General features: G+C 75.4%; 2 protein-coding genes. Both read left to right on the plus strand.

Features of this window, described 5'->3' with window-relative positions; translation table 11 throughout:
- The first annotated feature begins 9 nt into the window (after nt 1–9).
- A complete protein-coding gene (locus tag M8J73_RS02590) occupies nt 10–14,934 on the plus strand; it encodes a type I polyketide synthase (protein ID WP_249828176.1) in 14,925 nt (4,974 codons plus the stop codon).
- Nucleotides 14,935–15,015: 81 nt separating this feature from the next.
- Nucleotides 15,016–26,964 carry a type I polyketide synthase gene (locus M8J73_RS02595; RefSeq protein ID WP_249828177.1) on the plus strand — a complete coding sequence of 3,983 codons (11,949 nt, stop codon included), beginning with the start codon at nt 15,016–15,018 and terminating at the stop codon, nt 26,962–26,964.
- The last annotated feature ends 36 nt before the right edge of the window (nt 26,965–27,000 follow it).

Genomic DNA, 27,000 nt, shown 5'->3' on the forward strand with positions numbered 1-27,000 from the left:
ACCGCGAACATGCCGGACGAACAGAAGCTTCTTGAGTACCTCAGGCGGGCGACCGCGGACCTCGGGCAGGCGCGCCAGCGGCTGCGCGAGGAGGAGGACGCCAGGCACGAGCCGATCGCGATCGTCTCGATGAGCTGCCGCTACCCCGGTGGCGCCGACGACCCCGAGCAGCTGTGGGACATGGTGTCCTCCGGCACCGACGCCATCTCCGAATGGCCGGCCGACCGGGGCTGGGACACGGCCGCCCTCTACGACCCGGACCCCGACCGGCCGGGCACCTCCTACACCCGGCACGGCGGATTCCTGCACCGGGCGGGGGAGTTCGACGCCGCGTTCTTCGGCATGTCGCCGCGCGAGGCCCTCGCCACCGACCCGCAGCAGCGGCTCCTCCTGGAGACCTCCTGGGAGACGCTGGAACGCGCGGGCATCGACCCGGCGGTCCTGAAGGGCACCGCGACCGGCGTCTTCGTCGGCGCCATGACCAACGGCTACGGCGACGGCTCCCGGGACCAGTCAGACGTCCAGGGCCTGCTCCACACCGGCACCGCCGGCAGTGTGATCTCCGGCCGGATCTCCTACACCCTGGGCCTGGAGGGCCCGGCGGTGACGGTCGACACCGCGTGCTCGTCCTCGCTGGTCGCCCTGCATCTCGCGATACGGGCGCTGCGCTCCGGCGAGTGCTCCCTCGCCCTCGCGTGCGGTGTCACCGTCATGCCGCACCCCGACCCCTTCGTCGCGTTCAGCCGCCAGCGCGCCCTGGCACCCGACGGCCGCTGCAAGGCCTTCGCGGCCGGGGCCGACGGCACCTCGTGGTCCGAGGGTGTGGGTGTGCTGCTGCTGGAGCGGTTGTCGGACGCGCGCCGCCACGGTCGCCGGGTGCTGGCGGTGGTGCGGGGCAGCGCGGTGAACCAGGACGGGGCGAGCAACGGTCTGACGGCGCCGAACGGTCCCTCGCAGCAGCGGGTGATCCGGGCGGCGCTGGCGGACGCCCGGCTGCTGCCGGGTGACGTGGACGCGGTGGAGGCGCACGGTACGGGAACCCGGCTGGGTGACCCGATCGAGGCGCAGGCGCTGCTCGCGACGTACGGCCAGGACCGGCCCGCCGACCGGCCCCTGCTGCTCGGCTCGCTGAAGTCCAACATCGGGCACACCTCGGCCGCCGCCGGGGTGGGCGGCGTCATCAAGATGGTCCAGGCGCTGCGCCACGAGGTGCTGCCCCGGACCCTGCACGTCGACGCGCCGAGCCCGCAGGTCGACTGGTCGGCGGGCGCGGTCGAACTCCTCACGGAGGAACGCCCCTGGGCCTTCGACCCCGACCGCCCCCGCCGGGCCGCCGTCTCCGGGTTCGGCGTGAGCGGCACCAACGCCCACGTGATCCTGGAGGAGGCACCGGAGTCCGCCGAGACCCCGGAGGCTCCGGAAACCGCCACCCCCCTGCCGCTGGTGCCCTGGGTCCTCTCCGCCCGTGGCGAGGACGCCCTCACCGACCGGGCCCGCCAACTGCTGGCCCTCGCCGACGCGGACGCCTTGATACCGGGCGCCGTCGCCCGCGCCCTCGCCACCGGCCGCTCGCCGCTCGAACACCGCGCCGTGGTGGTCGCGGGCGACGCCGAGGGATTCCGCACGGGACTCACCGCGCTGGCGACCGGCGGCGAGGCCGCCAACCTGGTCCGAGGGCTCGCGGGACCCGCCGGCCGGACCGTGTTCGTGTTCCCCGGCCAGGGGACCCAGTGGACCGGCATGGCCCTCGAACTCCTCGACACCTCACCGGTGTTCGCCGCCCGCATGGCCGACTGCGAGCGCGCCCTCGCCCCGCACGTCGACTGGTCCCTCACCGACGTCCTGTCCTCCGCCACCGACCTGGAACGCGTCGACGTGGTCCAGCCCGTGCTGTGGGCCGTCATGGTCTCCCTGGCAGCGCTGTGGCGCTCGGCCGGTGTCGAGCCGGACGCCGTGCTCGGCCACAGCCAGGGCGAGATCGCCGCCGCAGTCGTGGCGGGTGCGTTGTCCCTGGAGGACGGCGCAAAGGTCGTCGCCCTGCGCAGCCAGGCCATCACGGCCATCGCCGGACGCGGTGGAATGGCCTCCGTCCCGCTGCCGCCGGAGGAGTTGGCCGGCCATCTCGGCCCGTGGGGCGACCGGCTGTCCGTCGCCGCCGCCAACGGCCCGGCCGCCACCGTGCTGTCGGGCGACACCGAGGCGATCGACGGCATCGTGGCCCAGTTGCAGGCCGAGGACGTACGGGCCCGCCGCATCCCCGTCGACTACGCCTCCCACTCCGCGCACGTCGAGGAGATCCGCGAACGGCTCCTGGAGTGCCTCGCGGACATCGAGCCGACGACCGGCCAAGTGCCGTTCTTCTCCACCGTGGACCTGAACTGGCAGGACTCCGGCGCGCTGGACGCCGAGTACTGGTACCGCAACCTGCGGCAGACCGTGCGGTTCGAGGAGGCCACCCGCACCCTGCTCGCCCAGGGCTTCCGCTTCTTCGTCGAGTCCAGCGCCCACCCGGTGCTCACCGTGGGCATCAGCCAGACCGCCGAGGCCGAGGAGTCCGACGCCGTCGCCGTCGGCACCCTCCGCCGCGACCAGGGCGGCCTGGACCGATTCCTGCTCTCCCTCGCCGAGGCCCACACCGGCGGACTCGCGCCGGAGTGGGACACCCTGCTCGCCGGGCACCCGGGCGACACCGTCGACCTGCCCACGTACCCCTTCCAGCGGCGCAGGTACTGGCTGGAACGGCCTTCGGCCCACGCCGAGGACACCGCCGCCACCGACCCGGCGGACGCCGCCTTCTGGGAGAGCGTCGGCGGACAGGACCTCCCGGCGCTCACCACGACGCTCGGCGTCCGCCCCGAGGATCCGCTGACGGTCGTCCTGCCCGCCCTGGCCGACTGGCGCAGGCGGCGCGACGAACGCGCGACCGTGGACTCCTGGCGCTACCGGGTCGACTGGCGGCCCCTCGCCGACGCCCCGGCCGGCCGCACCGCCGCCGCTCCGAACGGCACCTGGCTGGTGGCGGTCACCGACGGCACGGAGGGCGACCCGGCGCGGGAAGCCGCGGTCCGGGCGCTGCGCGAGGCCGGCGCCGTCCCCGTGCCCGTCGTCCTGACCGAGGCGCACACCGACCGGGCCACGCTGACCGCGCACCTGTCCGAGGCGAGCACCGGCCCCGTCCACGGCGTCCTCTCCCTCGTCGCCCTCGACGAGCGCCCCCACCCGAGCCACCCCCACCTTCCCCTCGGCCTCGCGCTCACCCTGACGCTCGTGCAGGCCCTGGGCGACGCCGGCGTCACCGCCCCGCTCTGGTGCGCCACCCGGGGAGCGGTCACGACGGGCCGCGACGACGCGGTGACCAGTCCCGGACAGCACATGGTCTGGGGCCTCGGCCGGTGTGCCGCACTGGAGCACCCGCAGCGCTGGGGCGGTCTGGTCGACCTGCCCGACACGCTCGACGAGCGGGCCGCCGCCCGGCTGTGCGGCATCCTGGCCGGCCGGGACGACGAGGACCAGGTCGCCGTACGCCCCTCCGGCGCGTACGGCCGACGGCTGGTCCGCGCCCGGCCCGCCGACCCCGCCCGCGCGGACGCCTGGCAGCCGCGCGGCACGGTCCTGGTCACCGGCGGCACCGGCGGCGTCGGCGCGCACCTCGCGCGCTGGCTGGCCAAGGGCGGCGCCGAGCACCTCGTCCTGGTCGGCCGCCGGGGCGCCGACACCCCCGGCGCGGCCGACCTCACCGCCGAACTGACCGCGCTCGGCACCCGGGTCACCGTCGCCGCCTGCGACGTCGCCGACCGCGACCGGCTCGCCGAACTGGTGGCCGGGCTCGAACAGGACGGCCCCCCGATCAGGACCGTCATCCACGCCGCCGGCACGGGCCTGCTCGTGCCGCTGTCCGACACCGACCCCGACGAGTTCGCCGACACCCTCTACGCCAAGGTCGCCGGCGCGGAGAACCTCGACGCCGTCTTCGACCGGGACGACCTGGACACCTTCGTCCTGTTCTCCTCCATCTCCGGCGTCTGGGGCAGCGGCGACCACGGCGCCTACGCCGCCGCCAACGCCCACCTCGACGCGCTCGCGGACCGGCGCCGGGCCCGGGGCCGCACCGCCACCTCCGTGGTGTGGGGCATCTGGGACCCCGAGGGCGGCGCGGGCATGGCCGCCAACCTCGTCGAGGAGCAACTGCGCGGCCGGGGCATCCCCTTCATGGCCCCCCAGGTCGCACTCACCGGGCTCCAGCAGGTCCTGACCGACGACGAGACCGTCGTCCTCGTCACCGCCGTCGACTGGGACCGCTTCGCGCCCGTGTTCACCTCGGCCCGGCCCAGCCCGCTCATCGGCGACCTGCCCGAGGTCCGCCGCGCGCTCGCCGAGGAGACCGCGCCCGCCCAGGACGGCGACGACACCGCCTCCTCGCTGCGCGACCGCATCGCGGACCTGCCCCCCGCCGACCGCGACCGCCTGCTCACCGACCTCGTACGCGGCCACGCGGCCGCCGTGCTCGGCCACGGCTCCGCAGACGCCATCGCCCCCGAACGCGCCTTCCGCGAGCTGGGCTTCGACTCGCTGACCGCCGTGGAGATGCGCAACCGGCTCAACGCCGCCACCGGTCTGCGGCTCCCGCTCACCGTCCTCTTCGACTACGCCTCGGCCGACGCGCTCGCCCGGCATCTGCGCGAAGAACTCCTCGGCCCCGACACCGCCGCCCCGACCGGGCCGGCCGTGCCCGCCCATGTGCCCGCCGACGCCGACGACCCGATCGCCATCGTCGGCATGAGCTGCCGCTACCCCGGCGACGTCCGCACCCCCGAGGACCTCTGGCGGCTCGTCGCCGAGGGCCGGGACGTCATCTCCGCACTGCCCGCGGACCGCGGCTGGGACCTGGACGGCCTCTACGACACCGACCCCGACCGGCCCGGCACGACCTACAGCTCCGAAGGCGGATTCCTCTACGACGCCGGGCAGTTCGACCCCGCCTTCTTCGGGATCTCGCCGCGCGAGGCGCTGGCCATGGACCCGCAGCAGCGGCTGCTCCTGGAGACCTCCTGGGAGGCCCTGGAGCGGGCCGGCATCGACCCCGCCTCCCTGCGCGGCGGACAGGTCGGCGTGTTCGCCGGCGCCGCCTACCAGGGCTACGGCGGCCTGAGCGACGTACCCGAGGAGGTGGAGGGACACCTCATCGCCGGTATCTCCACCAGCATCCTGTCCGGCCGGATCGCCTACACCCTCGGCCTCGAAGGACCGGCGGTCACCGTCGACACGGCCTGCTCGTCCTCGCTGGTCGCCGTCCACCTGGCGGCCCAGGCCCTGCGCTCCGGCGAGTGCTCCCTGGCGCTCGCGGGCGGTGTGACCGTCATGGGCACCCCGCTGTCCTTCACCGGCTTCAGCAGACAGCGCGGTCTCGCCGCGGACGGCCGCTGCAAGTCCTTCGGCGCCGACGCCGACGGCTTCGGCATGGCCGAAGGCGTCGGACTGCTGCTCCTGGAGCGGCTGTCCGACGCCCGCCGCAACGGCCACCGTGTGCTCGCCCTCGTGCGGGGCTCGGCCGTCAACCAGGACGGGGCCAGCAACGGGCTGACCGCCCCCAGCGGCCTGGCGCAGCAGCGGGTCATCCGCAGCGCGCTGGCCGGCGCGGGCGTGCCCCCGGCCGAGGTCGACGTCGTCGAGGCGCACGGTACGGGCACCCGGCTCGGCGACCCGATCGAGGCGCAGGCGCTGCTCGCGACGTACGGGCAGGACCGCCCCGCGGACCGGCCGCTGCTGCTCGGCTCGCTGAAGTCCAACATCGGGCACAGCCAGGCCGCCGCCGGCGTCGCCGGGATCATCAAGATGGTCCAGGCGATGCGCCACGAACTACTGCCCCGCACCCTGCACGCCGAGGTGCCGACCCCCAACGTCGACTGGTCCGTGGGCGCCGTGGAACTCCTGACGGAGTCCCGGCCGTGGACCCGGGGCGGCCACCCGCGCCGCGCCGGCGTCTCCTCCTTCGGGCTCAGCGGCACCAACGCCCACGTGATCATCGAGGAGCCGTACGACGAGGAGCCCGGGGAGGCGCCCGAGGGCAACGCCCCCGGGACCGCCGTGCCGTGGCTGCTCTCCGGCCGGACCCCGGAAGCGCTGCGCGAGCAGGCCGCGCGACTCCACACCCATCTGACGGACCGTCCGGAACTGCGGCCCCACGACGTCGGCCTCACCCTGGCCACCGCCAGGTCCGCCTTCGAGCACCGTGCCGTCGTCGTCGGCGCCGACCGGGCCACCCTGCTCACCGGCCTGGCCGCGCTCGCCGCCGGAGAGAACGACCCCGCCGTGGTGCGCGGCACCGCGGCCACCCCGGGCCGTACCGTCTTCGTCTTCCCCGGCCAGGGCTCGCAGTGGGTCGGCATGGCGGTCGGGCTGCTGGACTCCGCGCCCGTCTTCGCGGAGCGGATCGCCGAGTGCGAGCGCGCCCTGTCGCCGTACCTGGACTGGTCGTTGACGGACGTGCTGCGGGCCGCCCCCGACAGCCCGCCACTGGACCGGGTGGACGTGGTCCAGCCGGTGCTGTTCTCCATGATGGTGTCGCTGGCCGCGCTCTGGCGGTCGTACGGCGTCGAGCCCTCGGCCGTCGTCGGGCACAGCCAGGGCGAGATCGCCGCCGCCGTCGTGGCGGGGGCGCTGACCCTGGAGGACGGCGCCAGGATCGTCGCGCGGCGCAGCCAGATCCTCACCGCGCTGGTCGGCCGGGGCACGATGCTCTTCGTCGCCCTCCCCGACGAGGAGGTACGCGAACGGCTCGCGCCCTGGGCGGGGAAGCTGTCCGTCGCCGCCGTCAACGGGCCCGCCGCCGTGACCGTCTCCGGTGACCCCGAGGCCCTGGAGGAGTTCGGCGAGCGGCTGTCCGAGGACGGCGTGATGCGCTGGACGATCCCGGGCGTCACCTTCGCCGGACACTCGCCCCAGGTCGACGAGGTGCGCGGGGAACTCCTGGACGCGCTCGCCGGTGTCGCGCCGCGCCGCACCGACATCGCCTTCTACTCCACCGTGACCGGGGGCGTCGTTGACACCACGACCCTGGACACCGAGTACTGGTACCGCAACCTCCGTGAGCCCGTCGAGTTCCACCGGACCGTCGCCGCGCTGATCGAGGACGGCCACGACACCTTCGTCGAGACCGGCCCGCACCCGGTGCTGACCGTCTGGATCGAACGGAGCCTGGAGGCCGCGGACGTCACCGGCCGGGTCACCGGCACCCTCCTCACCGACGACGGCGGCCCCGACCGGTTCCTGACCGCCCTGGCCGCACCGCACGTCCACGGCGTCCCCGTCGACTGGTCCGCCGTGTTCGCGGGCGCCGACGCCCGACCCGTCGAACTGCCCACCTACGCCTTCCAGCGGCAGCGGTACTGGCTGGAGCCCACCGCCACGGCCGCCGGCACCGCCGCCGGGGCGCCGGGCGCGGACCGGCCCGGCGACACCGCCTTCTGGGACGCCGTCGAGCGAGGCGACCTCACCGCCGTCGCCACCGCGCTGAACCTGCCCGACGAGGACGACAGCGTCCGCACCTCCCTGGGCGGAGTCCTCCCCGCGCTCGCCGACTGGCAGCGCGGCCGTCGCAGCCGCACCGCCATCGACGGCTGGCGCTACCGCGTCACCTACAAGACCCTGCACCCCGCCCCCGGCACCCCCGCCCTCACCGGCACCTGGTGGGTCGTCGTACCGGCCGACGCGGCCACGCACCCCATGGTGACGGGCGCGCTGCGGGCCCTCGAACGGCACGGCGCCCTGGCCGTACCGGTCGAGATCGGCGCCGCCGACAACGACCGGGCCGCGCTCGCCGCCCGGCTGGGCGCCGCGGCCGCCCCGGACGGCGGCGTGCTCTCGCTGCTCGCCCTCGCCGAGCAGCCGTACACCGACGGGACGGCTCTGCCGACCGGGCTCGCCCTCACCACCACCCTCCTCCAGGCGCTCGGCGACGCCGGGATCAACGCCCCCCTGTGGTCCGTCACCTGCGGCGCGGTGTCCGTCGGCCGCTCCGACGCCCTCACCGCACCCGCCCAGGCGACCCTGTGGGGACTCGGCGCCGTGGCCGGCGTGGAGTACCCGGAACGCTGGGCCGGACTGGTCGACCTGCCGGCCGACCTCGACGACCGCTCCGGCGGCCGGCTCGCTGCCGTACTGGCCGGCCTCGACGGCGAGGACCAGGTCGCGATCCGGCCCTCGGGGATCTACGGCCGCAGGCTGGTAAGGGCCCTGCCCGGCGACGAGACGGCCCCGGTCGCCTGGAAACCGGACGGCACCGTACTGATCACCGGCGGCACCGGCGCCCTCGGCGCCCATGTCGCCCGCAGGCTCGCCCGCTCCGGCACCCGGCACCTGCTGCTCACCGGCCGACGGGGCCCCGACACCCCCGGTGCCGCCGAACTCGTCGCCGAACTCGCCGACCTGGGCGCCGAGGCGAGGGTCGCCGCCTGTGACGCCGCCGACCGCGACGCGCTCGCCGCCCTCCTCGCCGGCATCCCCGACGACCGCCCCCTGCGCGCCGTCGTGCACGCCGCCGGTGTCCTCGACGACGGCGTCCTCGACACCCTCACCCCCGAACGGGCCGCCGGAGTCCTGCGCCCCAAGATGGACGCCGCCCGCAACCTGGACGCCCTCACCCGCGACCTGGACCTCAGCGCGTTCGTCCTGTTCTCCTCGCTCGCCGGCACCCTCGGCGGCACCGGCCAGGGCAGCTACGCCGCCGCCAACGCCTACCTCGACGCCCTCGCCGAGCACCGGCGCTCACTCGGCCTTCCGGCCACCGCCGTGGCCTGGGGCCTGTGGGCGGGGGACAGCGCCGCCAACTCCGCCCGCGAACAGCTCGTACGCAACGGCATCCCGCCGATGGACCCGGAACTGGCCGTCACCGCCCTCGAACAGGCCGTGGAACAGGGCGAGAACAGGTTGATCCTCTGCGACTTCGCCTGGGACCGGTTCGCCCCCGCCTACACCGCGCTGCGGCCCAGCGCCGTCCTGCGCGAACTGCCCGAGGCCCGCGACATCCTGGCCGCCGCCGGGGCCGACGGGCAGGACACCGGGGCGGACTCCCTCGCCGGACGCCTCGCCGCCCTGTCCGTACAGGAGCGGCAGGAGGAACTGGTCCGGCTGATCCGCACCGAGGTCGCCGCCGTCCTCGGCTACCCCGACCCCGCCGACGTCGACCCCGACCGTGTCTTCAAGGACCTCGGCTTCGACTCGCTCACCGCGGTCGACCTGCGCAACCGCCTCTCCGAGGTCACCGGGCTGCGTCTGTCGGTGACCCTGGTCTTCGACCACCCCACCGTCACCGCCCTGGTGGACCACGTACGGTCCGAACTGGGCGGCACGGCACCGGTGTCGACATCCGCCCCGGTGGTGCCCGACTCGCCGGCCATGCCGGTCGTCGACGACGACGCCATCGCCGTCGTCTCGATGAGCTGCCGCTACCCCGGCGGTGTCACCACCCCGGAGGAGCTGTGGCGGCTGGTGTCCTCGGGCGCCGACGCCATCACCGAGTTCCCCACCGGCCGTGGCTGGGACCTCGACGAGCTGTACGACCCGGACCCGGAGAAGATCGGCCGGACCTACGCCCGCGAGGGCGGATTCCTGCACGACGCCGACCACTTCGACCCCGCGTTCTTCGGGATCTCCCCGCGTGAGGCGCTGTCGATCGACCCGCAGCAGCGGCTGCTCCTGGAGATCTCCTGGGAGGCCTTCGAACGGGCCGGTATCGACCCGGCGTCACTGAAGGGCAGCAGGGCCGGCGTCTTCGTCGGGTCCAGCTACCGCGACTACGGCTCCCGCGTCCAGGAGCCCACCGAGGAGACCGAGGGCTACCTCGGCATCGGCAGCGCGGGCAGCGTCGCCTCCGGCCGGATCTCCTACACCTTCGGCCTGGAGGGCCCGGCGGTCACCGTGGACACGGCCTGCTCGTCCTCCCTGGTCGCCGTGCACCTCGCGGCCCAGGCCCTGCGCTCCGGCGAGTGCACGCTCGCCCTCGCGGGCGGTGTCACGGTGATGTCCACCCCCGGCGCGTTCATCGAGTTCAGCAGGCAGCGAGGGCTCGCCGCCGACGGCCGCTGCAAGCCCTTCGCCGAGGCCGCCGACGGCACCGCCTGGGCCGAGGGCGCCGGCCTGGTCGTACTGGAACGGCTGTCCGACGCCCGCCGCAACGGCCACCCGGTGCTCGCCCTGGTCCGCGGCTCGGCCGTCAACCAGGACGGCGCCAGCAACGGCCTCACCGCCCCCAACGGACCCTCCCAGCAGCGCGTCATCCGGCAGGCACTCGCCTCCGCCGGGCTGAATAGCGCGGACGTCGACGCGGTGGAGGCGCACGGTACGGGCACCCGGCTCGGCGACCCGATCGAGGCGCAGGCACTGCTGGCGACGTACGGCCAGGACCGGCCCGCCGACCGGCCGCTGCTCCTCGGCTCCCTCAAGTCCAACATGGGACACGCCCAGGCCGCCGCCGGTATCGCGGGCCTGCAGAAGATGGTGCTGGCCATGCGGCACGGAGTCCTGCCGCGCACCCTCCACGTCGACGCGCCGACCCCGTTCGTCGACTGGTCGGCGGGCGCCGTGTCGCTGCTCACCGAGGACACCCCGTGGCCGGACAACGGCCACCCGCGCCGCGCCGGCATCTCCTCCTTCGGCGTGAGCGGCACCAACGCGCACACGATCCTGGAACACGTACCGGACGAGTACGCCCCGGACGGCCTGGACGAGGCCGGTGATGACGCCGCTGACGACGGGACCGTCCTGCCGTGGCTGCTGTCGGCCCGCAGCCGGGCCGCGCTGCGCGCCCAGGCCCAGCGGCTGCTGGAGCACACCGACGCCCGGCCCGGCCTGCGCCCGGCCGACATCGCGCACACCCTGGCCACCGGCCGCAGCGCCTTCGAGTACCGGGGCGCCGTCGTGGGCGACAGCCGCGAGGCCCTGACCGGCGGACTGAAGGCACTCGCCACCGGCGGAAGCGCGCCCGGCGTCACCCAGGGCACGGCCGTGGCGGGGAAGGTCGCCTTCCTCTTCGCCGGACAGGGCAGCCAGCGCGCCGCGATGGGCGCCGAACTGTACGCCCGGTACCCCGTGTTCGCGGACGCCTTCGACGAGATCTGTGCCGAACTGGACCCGCTGCTCGACCGCCCGCTGCGCGAGGTCGTCTTCGCCCCGGCCGGTTCGGACGCGGCGGCCCTCCTGGACCGTACGGAGTACACGCAGCCCGCGCTCTTCGCCGTCGAAGTCGCCCTCTTCCGGCTGGTCGAGCACTGGGGCGTGGTACCGGACCTGCTGCTCGGCCACTCCATCGGCGTACTGGCCGCCGCCCACGTCGCGGGGGTCTTCACCGCGCCCGACGCCGCCGCGCTGGTCGCGGCCCGGGGCCGGCTGATGCAGGCACTGCCCGAGGGCGGCGCCATGGTCGCGCTCACCGCGTCCGAGGCGGATGCCACGGCGCTCCTGGCCCCCTACGACGGCCGCGTCGCGGTGGCCGCCGTCAACGGGCCGGCCTCCGTCGTCGTCTCCGGCGACGAGGACGCCGTCCTCGACCTCGCCGAACAGTGGCGCGACCGGGGCGGCAAGGCCCGTCGGCTCACCGTCAGCCACGCCTTCCACTCGCCGCACATGGACGCCATGCTCGACGAGTTCCGGCGGGTCGCCGAGAGCCTGGACTACCGGGCGCCGCGCATCCCGCTGGTCTCCGACGTCACCGGCGAACTCGCCACCCCCGAGCAGCTGGGATCGCCCGAGTACTGGGTGCGGCACGTCCGTGAGGCGGTGCGCTTCCACGACGGCATGCGGCGGCTCGCCGCCGAGGGCGCCGTCACCTACCTCGAACTGGGCCCCGACGGCTCGCTGACCGCCATGGGACGCGACTGCTTCGCCGAAGCCGACCCCATCGGCTCCGACGACCCGGTGGACCCGTCCGCCGCCGGCCCCCTCGTGCCGCTGCTGCGCAAGGACCGCACCGAGACCCGGGCTCTCACCGACGCCCTCGCCCAGCTGTACGTCCGGGGCACCGCCGTCGACTGGCCCACGGTCCTGGAAGCCACCGGCAGGGGCGGCCAGGTCGAACTGCCCACCTACGCCTTCCAGCGCGAGCGCTACTGGCTGGAGGCCACCGCGGCATCCGGAGGCATGGCCGCCGCTGGGCTCCTGCCGGCGGACCACCCGCTGCTCGGCGCCGCCGTCCCGCTCGCCGACACCGACGGAGTCCTGTTCACCAGCAGGCTCTCCGTACGCACCCACCCCTGGCTGGCCGACCACGGTGTCTTCGGCACCGCCCTGTTCCCCGCCACCGCCCTGCTGGAACTGGCGGTCCGGGCCGGCGACCAGGTCGGCTGCGGCCAGGTCGAGGAACTCACCCTGGAAACCCCGCTGGTGATCCCCGCACAGGGCTCGGTGGCACTGCAACTGACCGTCGGCGCCCCGGACTCCACCGGCGCCCGCCCGCTCAGCGTCCACACCCGCCCGGGAGACACGGACGACATGGGCTGGACCTGCCACGCCCGGGGGCTGCTCGTTCCCGCCGCCGACGAGACGGAACCGGCCGACTCCGTGACCTGGCCGCCGACGGGCGCGCAGCCCGTGCGGATCGACGGGCTGTACGAGCGGTTCGCGGAGGGCGGCTTTGGATACGGGCCCGCCTTCCAGGGGCTGCGCGAGGTGTGGCGGCTCGGCGACGACGTGTACGCGGAGGCGAGCCTGCCGCCCGAACAGCAGGCCGAGGCCGCGAAGTTCGGGCTGCACCCCGCGCTCCTCGACAGCGCCCTGCACGCGCTGATCTTCGGTGTCCTCGAAGGGACCGACCAGGGGTGGCTGCCGTTCTCCTGGAACGGCATACGCCTGCACGCCTCCGGGGCCCGCGCCCTGCGCATCCGACTGACCCCCGCGGGCAACAACGCGGTCTCCGTCCAGGCCACCGACACGGCCGGACAACCGGTCGTCTCCATCCGCTCCCTGGTGCTCCGCCCGGTCAACCCCGACCAGGTACGCGCCGCCCGGACCGCGCACCACGACGACCTGTACCGCGTCGAATGGCCCACGCTGTCCCGGCCGGCCGCCGCCGACTCCGACGGCTGGGCCGTCATCGGACCCGAGGCACCCGACTGGGCGGCCCACGGCATCACCCGCTCCGCCACCGGCCTGGAAGCGCTGTCCCGCGAGATCGCCGGGGAAGCCGGGGGAGTGGCTCCGCCCACGGTCGTCCTCGCGCACGTCCCCGCCGCTCCGGCCGGACTCGGGCAGCCCGACGCGGTACGGCACGTCACCGGGCACACTCTCACCCTCGTACAGGAGTGGCTGGCCGACGACACGTTCGCCGACGCCAAGCTGGTGCTCGTCACCCGGGGCGGCGTCCCGGTGAGCGCCGACGGGGTCGCACAGGACCTGGCCCACGCCGCCGTGTGGGGGCTGGTGCGGTCCGCGCAGACCGAGAACCCGGGCCGTTTCGTCCTCGCCGACCTCGACGACGCCTCCGAGGACGCGCTCGTCGCCGCCGTAGCCAGTGGCGAACCCCAACTCGCCCTGCGTGAGGGCCGGACGCACATCGCCCGGCTGACCAAGGTGCCCGTCACCGAACAGCCCGGGACACCCGACTGGGGACGCCCCGGCACGGTGCTGATCACCGGCGGCACCGGCGCCATCGGCTCCGTCCTCGCCCGGCACCTGGCGGCCGAGCACGGTGTGAAGCGCCTGCTGCTCACCAGCCGCCGGGGCCCTGCCGCCGAGGGCGCCGCCGACCTGGTCGTCGAACTCGCCGCACTCGGCGCCCACGCGGAGATCGTGGCCTGTGACGCCGCCGACCGGGACGCGTTGGCCCGGCTGCTCGGCGCGCTGCCCGAGGACCAGTCGCTGACCGCCGTGGTGCACGCCGCGGGCACGATCGCGGACGGCGTCGTCGACGCGATGACACCCGTCCGGCTGGACACCGTCCTGCGGCCCAAGGTCGACGCGGCCTGGAACCTGCACGAGCTGACCGAGGGCATGGACCTGTCCGCGTTCGTCGTGTTCTCCTCCATCGCCGGTGTCTTCGGCGGCATGGGCCAGGGCAACTACGCGGCCGCCAACTCCTTCCTGGACGCGCTCGCCCACCACCGCCGGCAGCGCGGCCTGCCCGCCGCGTCCCTCGCCTGGGGCCTGTGGGCCAACAAGGGCGGCATGAGCGGAGGTCTCGACGAGGCGGACTTCCGGCGCATCGCCCGGGGCGGCATCATCGCCTTCTCCCCGGCCGAGGGCGCCGCCCTCTTCGACACGGCCAACGCCTCCAGCGAACCCGTCGTCCTGCCCCTGCGCCTCGACACCACCGCCCTGGCCGCCCAGAGCGGCGCCGACGGAGTCCCCGCCCTGCTGCGTGGACTCGTACGCCCGGCGGCGCGCCGCAGCGCGGCGGCCGGCGAGGCGGCACCGGACGCGGCCGACACCCTCCGGCGCACCCTCGCCGGACAGCCCGAGCACCGGCGGCTGCGCACCCTGCTCGACCTGGTGCGCGGGCACGCCGCCATCGTGCTCGGCTTCCCCGGCCCCGCCTCGGTCGACGCCGAACGCGGACTGCTGGAACTCGGCTTCGACTCGCTCACCGCCGTCGAACTGCGCAACCGGCTCGGCGCCGCCACCGGCCTGAGGCTGCCCGCCACCCTGCTCTTCGACCACCCCACGTCCGGTGCCGTCGCCCGCCAGCTGGCCGTCGAGCTGGCCATCGAGGACACCGGCCCCGACCCCGCCGCCGACACCGCGGGACTGGCCGAACTCGGCCGCCTCGAAGGCGCCCTGGACAGCGGCACGGCCACCCCCGAGCTGATCAACCGGCTCCAGGAACTCATCGGCAGGCTGCGCCCGGACACCGGTGCCGCGGCCGAGGACCGCTTGGAGGAGCGGATGGACACGGCCAGCGACGACGAGCTCTTCGAGTTCATCGACAACGAACTCGGCATGTCGTGAACCCCCTGCCCCCATCCGCGCGACGGCGGCTCCCCACGCCCGGCCCCTCCCGCACGAAGGCCCCGAAGGTGACGGTGCACAGTGACTGACGGCACGCTCAACGACGACAAGCTCCGCGACTACCTCAAGCGGGTCGCGGCCGACCTGCACCGCACCCGGCGGCGGCTCCAGGAGGTCGAGGGCCGGCAGCAGGAGCCCGTGGCCATCGTCGGCATGGGCTGCCGCTATCCGGGCGGGGTCGACTCCCCGGAGAAGCTGTGGCAGCTCGTCGCCTCCGGCACCGACGCGGTCGACGCCTTCCCCGCCGACCGGGGCTGGGACCTCGGCGCCCTGTACGACCCCACCCGGGAGCGCCCGGGCACGACGTACGCCGCCGAGGGCGGATTCCTCACCGGCGCCGCCGACTTCGACCCCGGCTTCTTCGGCATCTCGCCCCGTGAGGCGCTCGCCATGGACCCGCAGCAGCGGCTGCTGCTGGAGACCACCTGGGAGGCCTTCGAACGAGCGGGCCTCGACCCGGGCGCGCTGCGCGGCAGCGACACCGGGGTCTTCGTCGGCGTGATGTACCAGGACTACGGACTGCGGCTGCGCCAGGTCCCCGACGACATCCAGGGGTACATCGGCAACGGGAATTCCGACAGCGTCGCCTCCGGCCGGCTCTCCTACACCTTCGGCCTGGAGGGCCCGGCGGTCACCGTCGACACCGCGTGCTCCTCCTCCCTCGTCGCCCTCCACCTGGCCGCGCAGGCGCTGCGCCGGGGGGAGTGCGGGCTGGCGCTGGCCGGTGGCGCCATGATCATGTCGACACCGGTGCCGTTCGTCGAGATGAGCCGACAGGGCGGGCTCGCCGCCGACGGTCGCTGCAAGTCCTTCGCCGCCGGGGCCGACGGCACCGGCTGGGGCGAGGGCGTCGGCATGCTCCTGCTGGAGCGGCTCTCCGACGCCCGCCGCAACGGTCACCCCGTGCTCGCCCTGGTACGCGGCACCGCCGTCAACCAGGACGGCGCGAGCAGCCGCCTGACCGCCCCCAACGGGCCCGCCCAGCAGCGGGTCATCCGACGGGCGCTCGCCGACGCCGGGCTCACCCCCGCCGACGTCGACGTGGTCGAGGCACACGGCACCGGTACGCCACTCGGCGACCCCATCGAGGCACAGGCCCTGCTGGCCACGTATGGCCAGGACCGGCCCGCCGACCGGCCGTTGCTGCTGGGCTCGCTGAAGTCCAACCTGGGGCACACCCAGGCCGCCGCAGGCGTCGGCGGCATCATCAAGATGGTCATGGCGATGCGCCACGGCACCGTGCCGCCCACCTTGCACGCCGAGCGGCGCACCCCCACCGTCGACTGGTCGGCCGGCGCCGTGGAACTCGTCACCGAGGCCGTCGCCTGGCCGGAGACCGGCGCCCCGCGCCGCGCGTCCGTGTCGTCCTTCGGGATCAGCGGCACCAACGGGCACATCGTCCTCGAACAGGCGGGCACCGAGCCGGACTCGGCCCCCGAGGGCGAGGCCGACCCGTCCGGCACGGCCGACGAACCCGGCCTCCCGACCGCCCTGCCCTGGTCCGTCTCCGCCCGCAGCCGCGAGGCCCTGCGCGCCCAGGCCCGCCGTCTCGCCGCCCACCTCGACACGCACCCCGGTCAGCGGCCCCTCGACATCGGCCACGCCCTGGCCACCACCCGGGCCGCCCTCGAACACCGTGCCGTCGTGGTCGCCGCCGACGAGGAGGGGTTCCTGCGCGGCCTGAGGGCCCTGGCCGAGGACACCCCGGAGCCCGGACTGGTCCGCGGGACCGGCACCCCCGGAGCCGACACCGTGTTCGTCTTCCCCGGCCAGGGCTCGCAGTGGACCGGCATGGCAGCCGAACTCCTCGACACCGCCCCCGTCTTCGCGGAGCGGATCGCCGACTGCGCACGTGCCCTGGCCCCCCACACCGACTGGTCCCTGACCGACGTACTGCGCGACGCTCCCGGCACCCCGCCGCTGGACCGTGTCGACGTGGTCCAGCCCGCGCTGTGGGCCGTGATGGTGTCGCTGGCCGCGCTGTGGCAGTCGTACGGTGTCGAGCCGTCCGCGGTCGCCGGGCACAGCCAGGGCGAGATCGCCGCCGCCGTGGTCGCCGGGGCGCTGTCCCTGGAGGACGGCGCCAAGGTCGTCGCGCTGCGCAGCAGGGCCATCGTCGCGCTCGCCGGGGCCGGCGGCATGGCGTCCGTGCCGCTGCCGGTCGACGAGGTCCGCGCCCTGCTGAGCGACGGGGACGGCCGGCTGTCCGTCGCGGCCGTCAACGGGCCCGCCTCCGTGGTCGTCTCCGGCGACCGGTCGGCGCTGGACGACCTGATCGACCGGCTCACCGCCCGCGACCTCAGAGTCCGGCGGATCCCCGTCGACTACGCCTCGCACAGCGCCCACGTCGAGCGCATCCACGACGAACTGCTCCGGCTGCTGGCCGACATCACCCCCCGCCCCTGCGACATCCCCTTCTACTCGACCGTCACCGCCGAACCGCTCGACACCACCGGCCTCGACGCCGGCTACTGGTACCGCAACCTGCGCCGGACCGTCGAGTTCGAACAGACCACCCGCGCCCTGCTGGCCGCCGGCCACCACGTCCTCGTCGAGGTCAGCCCCCATCCGGTGCTCACCGTCCCGATGGAGGAGACCGCCAGGGCGGCCGGGGCCGACGAGGCCGTGGTCATCGGCACGCTGCGCCGCGACGACGGCGGCCGGGCCAGGTTCCTCGCCGCCGTCGGCGAGCTGTACGTCCACGGCGTACGCGTCGACTGGCGTGCCGCCTACGCCGGATGGCGCACCCGCCGGGCCGACCTGCCGACCTACGCGTTCCAGCGCCGCCGGTACTGGCTGGAGGACTCCGCCGCGCCCCAGGGCGACATGGCCTCGGCCGGGCTCGCCGCCGCCGACCACCCCCTGCTCGGCGCGGTCGTCGCCCTCGCCGACGGGGACGGACTGCTCCTCACCGGCCGTCTCGCCACCCGCACCCACCCCTGGCTCGCCGACCACGCCGTCCGTGACGCCGCCCTGCTGCCCGGCACCGCCTTCCTGGAGCTGGCGGTCCGCGCGGGCGACCAGGTCGGCTGCGGCCAGGTTGAGGAACTCACCCTGGAGGCCCCGCTCGTCCTGCCCCCGGAGGGCGGCGTCGCCGTACAACTCGCCGTCGGCGCCCCCGACCGGGACGGGCGTCGCCCGCTGAGCCTGCACGCCCGCCCGGACGGCATCGACGACGTGCCGTGGACGTGCCACGCCCGGGGGCTGCTGAGTCCCGCCGCCGAGGAGGCGGCCCCGGGCGATCCCGCGGTGTGGCCGCCGGCCGGCGCGGTCCCCGTGGAACTGGACGGGCTGTACGAGCGCTTCGCGGAGGGCGGCTTCGCGTACGGGCCGGCGTTCCAGGGGCTGCGTGCGGCGTGGCGGCTGGGGGAGGAGGTGTTCGCGGAAGCGAGCCTGCCGTCGGAGCTGCAGGCCGAGGCCGCACGGTTCGGGCTGCATCCCGCGCTCCTCGACGGCGCCCTGCACGCGACCGGCCTCGGCGAGGCCGCCGAGGGCCGGATGCCGTTCGTCTGGAACGGGGCAGTCCTCCACGCGCAGGGCGCGACCGGTCTGCGGATGCGCATCACCCCCGCCGGTCCCGACACGGTGACACTGCGCGCCCTCGACCAGGCCGGACGGCCGGTCCTGACCGTGGCGGGCCTGGCCCTGCGGCCGGTCGGCGCCGGGAACTTCACGGCTCCGGCCGCCGGACGCCACCACGACTCCCTGTTCCGCCTCGACTGGACGCCGGTCCGCCCGGTGCCCGGCCCCACGGCGGCGTCCTGGGCGGTCCTCGGCCCCACCGAAGACACCCCCGGAGTCGCCCACCACGCGGACCTCGCCGCGCTCCGGGACACCGACGGGCCACTGCCCGAGTTCGTCCTCGCCGACCTCGGCGCGGCCCCGGACGACCGGGCCGACGAGCTCGCCGACACCACCCGTACCGCGGTGCACGACGCCCTCGCCCTCGTCCAGGACTGGCTCGCCGACGACCGGTTCACCGGGGCACGGCTCGTCCTCGTCACCCGGGGCGCGATCGCCGCCCGGCCCGGCGAGGACGTACCGAACCTGCCGCACAGCGCGGTGTGGGGGCTGGTGCGCTCCGCACAGACCGAGCACCCGGACCGCCTCCACCTCGTCGACCTCGACCCGGACGCCGACCTGCCGGCCGCCCTCGCCGCCGTGCTCACCGCCACCGGCGAGACGCAGTTCGCGGTGCGCGGCTCCGAGGTCCTCGTCCCCAGGCTGGCCAGGATCCCCGTACAGGACGACGACGCGGCCCCGCCCCTGGACCCCGACGGCACCGTTCTGATCACCGGCGGCACCGGTCTGCTCGGCGCCCGCGTCGCCCGTCACCTCGTCACCGCACACGGCGTACGGCACCTGCTGCTGACCAGCCGCGGCGGCCCGGACGCCCCCGGTGCGGACGGGCTGCGCGACGAACTGGCCGCGCTCGGCGCGCAGGTGAGCGTCGTCGCCTGCGACGCGGCCGACGCGGAGCGGCTCGCCGAGGTCCTGGCCGACATACCCGTCGGGCACCCGCTGACCGCCGTCGTCCACGCCGCCGGAGTGCTCGACGACGGCGTCGTCTCCTCGCTCACCCCCGAGCGGGTCGACGCCGTCCTGCGGCCCAAGACCGACGCGGCACTCAACCTGCACCGGCTCACCGCCGACATGGACCTCGCGGCGTTCGTGCTCTTCTCCTCCGCCGCCGGTACCTTCGGCGGCCCCGGACAGGGCAACTACGCCGCCGCCAACGCCTTCCTGGACGCCCTGGCCCACCACCGCCGGGCCCAGGGCCTGGCCGGTCGGTCCGTCGCCTGGACGCTGTGGGAGCGGCGCAGCGCCATGACCGGGCACCTCGGCGACGACGAGGTCCGCCGTATCGCCCGCTCGGGCCTGCCGCCCCTGACCGACACGCAGGGCCTCGCTCTTCTCGACTCCGCGCTCACCGTCGACGAACCGCTGCTGGTGGCCCTCAGGCTGGACACGGCCGCGCTGCGCGCCCGCGCCGAGAGCGAGCCCGTACCCCGGCTGCTGCACGGCGTGGTCCGGCTGCCCGCCCGCCGCCAGGCCGCCCTGGCCTCCGCCACCGACGGTGACGGTGACCGCGGGCCCCTGGCCGAGCGGCTCGCCGCCCTTGACGCCCCCGGCCGCCGCCGCGAACTCCTCGACCTGGTCCGGGGGCAGGTGGCCGCCGTACTCGGCCACCCGTCGCCCGAGGCCGTCGAGGCGGGCCGCGCCTTCCGGGACCTCGGCTTCGACTCGCTCGCCGCCGTCGACCTCCGCAACCGCCTCGGCAACGCCACCGGACTGCGGCTGCCCGCCACCCTCGTCTTCGACCACCCGACCCCCGAGGTCCTCGCGGCCCACCTCGGCGGCGAACTGCTCGGCGCGGACACCGGCCGCGTGTCCACCTCCGTCCCGGCCGCCGGCGGCGGGGGAGCGGCGACCGACGAGGACCCGATCGCCGTCGTCGCCATGGGCTGCCGCTATCCCGGCGGCGTCCGCTCGCCCGAGGACCTGTGGAACCTGGTCTCCTCCGGCACCGACGGCATCGCCGCCTTCCCGGCCGACCGCGGCTGGGACCTGGACGCCCTCTACGACCCCGACAGCGAACGCCACGGCACCTCGTACGCGCGCGAAGGCGGCTTCCTGTACGACGCGGCGGAGTTCGACGCGGGCTTCTTCGGCATCTCGCCCCGCGAGGCCCTCGCGATGGACCCGCAGCAGCGGCTCCTGCTGGAGACCTCCTGGGAGACGCTGGAGCGCGCGGGCATCGACCCGGCGACCCTGCGCTCCACCGCGACCGGCGTCTTCGTCGGCGTCATGCACCAGGACTACGCGGCCCGGCTCCTGCCTCACATCCCCGAGGAGGTCGAGGGCTTCCTCGGTGCCGGCAACTCGGGCAGTGTCGTCTCCGGCCGCGTCGCCTACGTCCTGGGCCTGGAGGGGCCGGCGGTGACCGTCGACACGGCGTGCTCGTCCTCGCTGGTCGCCCTGCATCTCGCGGTGCGTGCGCTGCGCTCCGGCGAGTGCGGACTCGCCCTGGCCGGGGGTGTCACCGTCATGTCCAGCCCCGAACTGTTCGTCGAGTTCAGCCGCCAGCGCGGCCTGGCCTCCGACGGCCGCTCCAAACCCTTTGCCGCGGCCGCCGACGGCGTCGGCTTCGGCGAGGGCGTGGGCATGGTGCTGCTGGAGCGGTTGTCCGACGCCCGCCGCAACGGCCACCGGGTGCTGGCCCTCGTGCGGGGCAGCGCGGTCAACCAGGACGGCGCCAGCAACGGGCTCACCGCGCCCAACGGTCCCTCGCAGCAGCGTGTGATCCGCGCTGCGCTCGCCGACGCCCGGCTCTCACCCGGTGACGTGGACGTCGTCGAGGCGCACGGCACCGGAACCCGGCTCGGGGACCCGATCGAGGCGCAGGCGGTGCTGGCCACCTATGGTCAGGACCGTGAAGAGCCGGTGTGGCTGGGGTCGTTGAAGTCGAACATCGGACACACCTCGGCGGCCGCCGGCGTGGGCGGTGTCATCAAGATGGTGGAGGCGATGCGCCACGGGGTGCTGCCCCGGACGCTGCACGTGGACGCGCCGACCCCGCAGGTCGACTGGTCCTCCGGCGCGGTGGAACTGCTCACCGAGGAGCGCTCCTGGCCCGCCGGCCCCGACCGGCCCCGCCGCGCCGGAGTCTCCTCCTTCGGTATGAGCGGCACCAACGCCCACCTGGTGCTGGAGCACGTCGAAGAGGACGTCGCGCAGCCCGCGCCCCCCGAGGGACCCGCCGTCCCCTGGGTCCTGTCCGGTCACACCCCCGAAGCGCTGCGCGCCCAGGCCGAACGGCTCGCCGACCACATCGACGCCCACCCCGAACACGGCGCCGCCGCCATCGGCCTGGCCCTCGCCACCACCCGCACCCGGCACGACCACCGAGCCGTTCTCGTCGGCGACCGCGAGCAACTGACCGCCGGACTGCGGGCCCTGGCGGCCGACGCACCCCTCGCCACCGTGGCCCGGGGCACCGCGACCGCCGTCGGGCGCACCGTGTTCGTCTTCCCCGGCCAGGGCGCCCAGTGGACCGGCATGGCACTGGACCTGCTCGACTCCTCGCCGGTCTTCGCCGCCCGCATGGCCGCCTGCGAACGCGCCCTCGCCCCGCACGTCGACTGGTCCCTGACCGGGGTCCTGGCCTCCGCCACGGACCTGGAGCGGGTGGACGTGGTCCAGCCCGCGCTCTGGGCCGTCATGGTGTCGCTGGCCGAGACCTGGCGGTCCTGCGGTGTCGAACCGGACGCCGTACTCGGCCACAGCCAGGGCGAGATCGCGGCGGCGGTCGTCGCCGGGGCGCTCACCCTGGAGGACGGCGCCAAGGTCGTCGCCCTGCGCAGCAGGCTGCTGCGCGCCGTCGCCGGACACGGCGGCATGGCCTCGGTGGCGCTGCCCGCAGACCGCACCCGCGAGCTGCTGTCCGGCTGGGGCGAGAAGATCTCGGTCGCCGCCGTGAACGGCCCGCGCTCCACCGTGGTCGCGGGCGAGGCGGCGGCCCTGGCGGAACTCCTCGCCTGGTGCGAGAAGGACGGCGTACGCGCCCGCCGCATCGAGGTCGACTACGCGTCCCACTCCGCCGAAATGGACCCCCTGCGCGCCGAACTCCTCGACGTCCTCGCCGACATCACCCCCGCCACGGCAGGCACCCGGATGTTCTCCACCCTGGAGGCCGACTGGATCGAGGGGCCCGAACTCACCGCCGACTACTGGTTCCGCAACCTGCGGGGCACGGTCGAGTTCGAGCCCGCCGTCCGGGCCCTGACCGGTGCCGGGTTCACCACCTTCGTCGAGTCGAGCCCGCACCCCGTGCTCGCCCCGGCCGTCCAGGAGGTGCTGGAGGACGGCGCCGTCACGGGTGTGGTCGTCGGCTCGCTGCGCCGGGACGACGGAGGCCGGGACCGGCTGCTGCTGTCGCTGGGCGAGGCCCACGTCCAGGGCGTGCCCGTCGACTGGCCCGCGGCCCTCGGCCGTGTCCCCGAAGTCCCGTCTGCCCCGCGACGCCTGGCACGCTCCCCCAAGCTCTTCGAGCAGGGGGTGCCCCCACTCGCCGCACCGGGCGCAGACCCAAGTACGTCCAGTACGAGGGCCTACGACCGGCACGCCGAGAGCACGCACCAGACGCCGCAGGGCCCGCCCTCCGGGCGGACGACGGGACTTTGCGGACACGACCTCGGCCGCACGAGCCGGCCGGTGGACCTGCCGACCTACGCCTTCCAGCGCACCCGCTACTGGCTCGACGCCCCCGTCCGCACCGGAGACGTGGCCGCCGCCGGGCTGGGCGCCACGGACCACCCGCTGCTGGCGGCCGCCGTGGACCTGGCCGATTCGGGGGAGCGGGTGCTCACCGGGCGGCTGTCGACCCGGACCCACCCGTGGCTGGCCGACCATGTCGTCTCCGGGACGAACCTGCTCCCCGGCACCGCCTTCCTGGAACTCGCCCTGCGCGCCGCCGACGAGGCCGACAGCGCCCTCGTCGACGAACTGACCCTCCAGGCCCCGTTGATCCTCCCCGAGCGGGACGCCGTTCACGTCCAACTGCGCCTCGGCCCGCCCGACGACAGCGGAAGGCGAACCCTCGGCCTGTACTCCCGGGCCGAGACCGACCCCGGCGCGGACTGGACCCCGCACGCCACCGGCACCCTCGCCCCCGGCGACGGCGCCGACGGCCCGTCCGCGCCCGCCACCTGGCCGCCGGCCGGCACCGAGCCGGTCGACCTGGACGGCGTGTACGACCGTTTCGCCGAGGCCGGTTACCGCTACGGCCCCGCCTTCCAGGGGCTGCGCGCCGCCTGGCGCGACGGCACCGACGTCTACGCCGAGGTCGCGCTCGAACGGCAGTCGGACACCGACGGTTACCTCGTCCACCCGGCCCTGCTGGACGGCGCCCTCCAGGCGTCCGCCCTCCTCGACGACCGGCCCGGCCCCGCCCGGCTGCCGTTCTCCTGGAACGGTGTCACCGCCCACGCCACCGGGGCCGCCGCACTGCGCGTCCGGATCGGCCCGGCCGGGCCCGACGCCGTGAGCCTGGACGCCTGGGACCCGACCGGGCAGCCGGTGCTGTCCGCCGAGTCGCTGGTGCTGCGCCCGCTGTCCCCGGACCTGCTGGCGGCGGCCGTGGCGGGCCGGGACGGCCTGTACCGCCTGGACTGGACACCGGCCCCCGGCGCCGCGGCCACCGCCCCGCTCACCGGCTGGGCGGACCTCGACGACACCGGCTCCGGCGCACAGCCCACGGCGGTCGTCTGGACCTGCCCCACCGCCACCGGCCCCGACGAGGCCGCCCGCGTCCGGGACACCGCGACCGCCACCCTCGCCGTCGTCCAGCGGTGGCCGTCCGACCCCCGCTCCGGCGACGCCCCCCTCGTGGTCGTCACCCGCCACGCGGTCGCGACCGGGCCCGGCGGACACCCCGCCGACCCGGCACAGGCCGCCGCCTGGGGACTGGTCCGGGCCGCCCAGACCGAACACCCGGACCGCTTCGTCCTGCTGGACCTGGACGACACCGCCGACTCGGCGGACGCCCTGCCCCACCTGCTCGGCCTCGCCCTCGCCACACGGGAACCCCAGCTCGCCGCCCGCGCGGGGAACCCGCTCGTACCCCGGCTGGCCCGGGCAGGGCGGCCCGGCACGCTGACACCCCCGGCCGGCGAAGCGGTCTGGCGGCTGGACACCACCGGTGAGGGAAGCCTCGACGCCCTCGCGCTCGTACCGTCCCCGGAGGCGGCTGCCCCGCTGGCCCCCGGCGAGGTCCGGGTGGCCGTCCGCGCCGCCGGCCTGAACTTCCGGGACATCGCGGTCTGCCTCGGCCTCGCCCCCGACCAGCGGATCCTCGGCAGCGAAGGGGCGGGCACCGTCCTGGAGACCGGCCCCGGCGTGACCGACCTCGCCCCCGGCGACCGCGTGTTCGGTGTCTTCGGCGGCGCCTTCGGCCCCGTCGCGGTCGCCGACCGGCGCACCCTCGCCCCGATACCGCCCGGCTGGTCCTACGCCCGGGCCGCCACCGTGCCCATCGCCTTCCTCACCGCCCACTACGGCCTGTTCGACCTCGGCGGCCTGAAGGCGGGCGAGACGGTCGTGGTGCACTCCGCGGCCGGCGGTGTCGGCATGGCCGCCGTCCAGCTCGCCCGGCACGCCGGGGCCGAGGTGTACGGCACCGCGAGCCCCGGAAAGTGGGACGTCCTGCGCGGCCTCGGCCTCGACGACGCCCACATCGCCTCCTCCCGCACCCTCGACTTCGCCGACCGCTTCCTCGACGCGACCGGCGGACGCGGCGCCGACGTCGTACTGGACTGCCTGGCACGGGAGTTCGTCGACGCCTCCCTGCGGCTGCTGCCGCGGGGCGGGCGTTTCCTGGAGATGGGCAAGACCGACATCCGCGACGCCGACACCGTGGCCGCCGCCCACCCCGGGGTCCACTACCGGGCGTACGACCTGGCGGAGGCGGGCCCGGAGCGGATCGCGCGGACGCTCGACCTGATCCTCGACCTGTTCCGGCAGGGCACGCTCACCCCGCTGCCGCTCACCTGCTGGGACGTACGGCGGGCCCCCGGGGCGTTCCGGTACGTCGGCCAGGCCCGGCACACCGGCAAGAACGTGCTGCTGCCGCCCACCGCCCCGAACCCCGACGGCACCGCCCTGATCACCGGCGGCACCGGCACCCTCGGCCGCCTGGTGGCCCGTCACCTCGTCACCGAACACGGGATGCGGCACCTGCTGCTGACCAGCCGCGGCGGCCCCGACGCCCCCGGCGCGGCCGAGCTGTGCGACGAACTGGCCGCGCTCGGCGCGGAGGTGAGCGTCGTCGCCTGCGACGCCGCCGACCGCGACCGGCTCGCCGAGGTCCTGGCCGGCATACCGGCGGAGCACCCGCTGACGTTCGTGGTGCACGCCGCCGGTGTGCTCGACGACGCCGTGGTCTCCTCCCTCACCGCAGGCCAGTTGGAGCGCGTACTGCGTCCGAAGACGGACGCGGCGGTGAACCTGCACGAGCTGACCCGGGACCACGACCTCGCCGCCTTCGTCCTGTTCTCCTCCGCCGCGGCCCTGCTCGGCGGTGGCGGGCAGGCCAACTACGCGGCCGCCAACGCCGCCCTGGACGCGCTCGCCGAACGCCGCCGCGCCGAGGGCCTGCCGGGCCTCTCCATCGGCTGGGGCATGTGGGAGGAACGCAGCGGCATGACCGGCCATCTCGGCGACGTGGACCTGCGGCGCATGAGCCGCAGCGGCGTCACCCCCCTGACCTCCGAGGAAGGGCTGGCCCTCTTCGACGCGGCCCTCCGCTCCGAGGACGCCTATCTGCTGGCCGCGCGACTGGACACCGCCGCGCTGCGCGCCGGCGGTGGGCAGGACGTACCGGCGCTGCTCAGCGGACTGGTCCGGGCGCCGCGCAGGCGGGCCGCCGCGGCGAACGGCGACGGCGGCGGCCGGGCCGCGGGCCTCGCCGAACGGCTCGCCGGGCTGTCCGAGGCGGACGCCCACGCCGCGCTGCTGGACCTGGTGCGCGGCCACGCGGCGGCCGTCCTCGGCCACCCCTCGCCCGAACTGGTCCAGCCCACCCGGGCGTTCAAGGAACTCGGCTTCGACTCCCTCACCGGCGTCGAGCTGCGCAACCGGCTGTCGTCCGCGACCGGCGTACGGCTGCCGGCGGGCATGGTCTTCGACCACCCCACCCCCGACGTACTGGCCCGCCACCTCGCGGCCACCACCGGCCGGCCGGCCCCGGCCAAGGCGTCCGCGCCCCTCGTGGAGCTGGACCGGTTCGCGGAACTGGTCGCCGGCCTCGCGCCGGACGCCCCCGACCGCGACCGGCTCTCCCAACGGCTGCGCGAGGTGCTGGCCCGCCTCGAAGCCACCGAACCCGCCGGACAAGTCACCGCGGACCACATCGAGTCCGCCTCGCACGACGAGATCTTCGACCTCATCGACAACCAGCTGGGCATCTCGTGACGCCCCGGATCCACGTACAGCCGTTTCCAGGAGAAG

Origin of the sequence: Streptomyces neyagawaensis, from assembly GCF_023516595.1 — a bacterium.
Lineage (GTDB): Bacteria > Actinomycetota > Actinomycetes > Streptomycetales > Streptomycetaceae > Streptomyces > Streptomyces neyagawaensis.

Excerpts from the sequence above, each read along its gene's own strand:
- M8J73_RS02590 (WP_249828176.1), top strand. The coding sequence starts at position 10 with ATGCCGGACGAACAGAAGCTTCTTGAGTACCTCAGGCGGGCGACCGCG.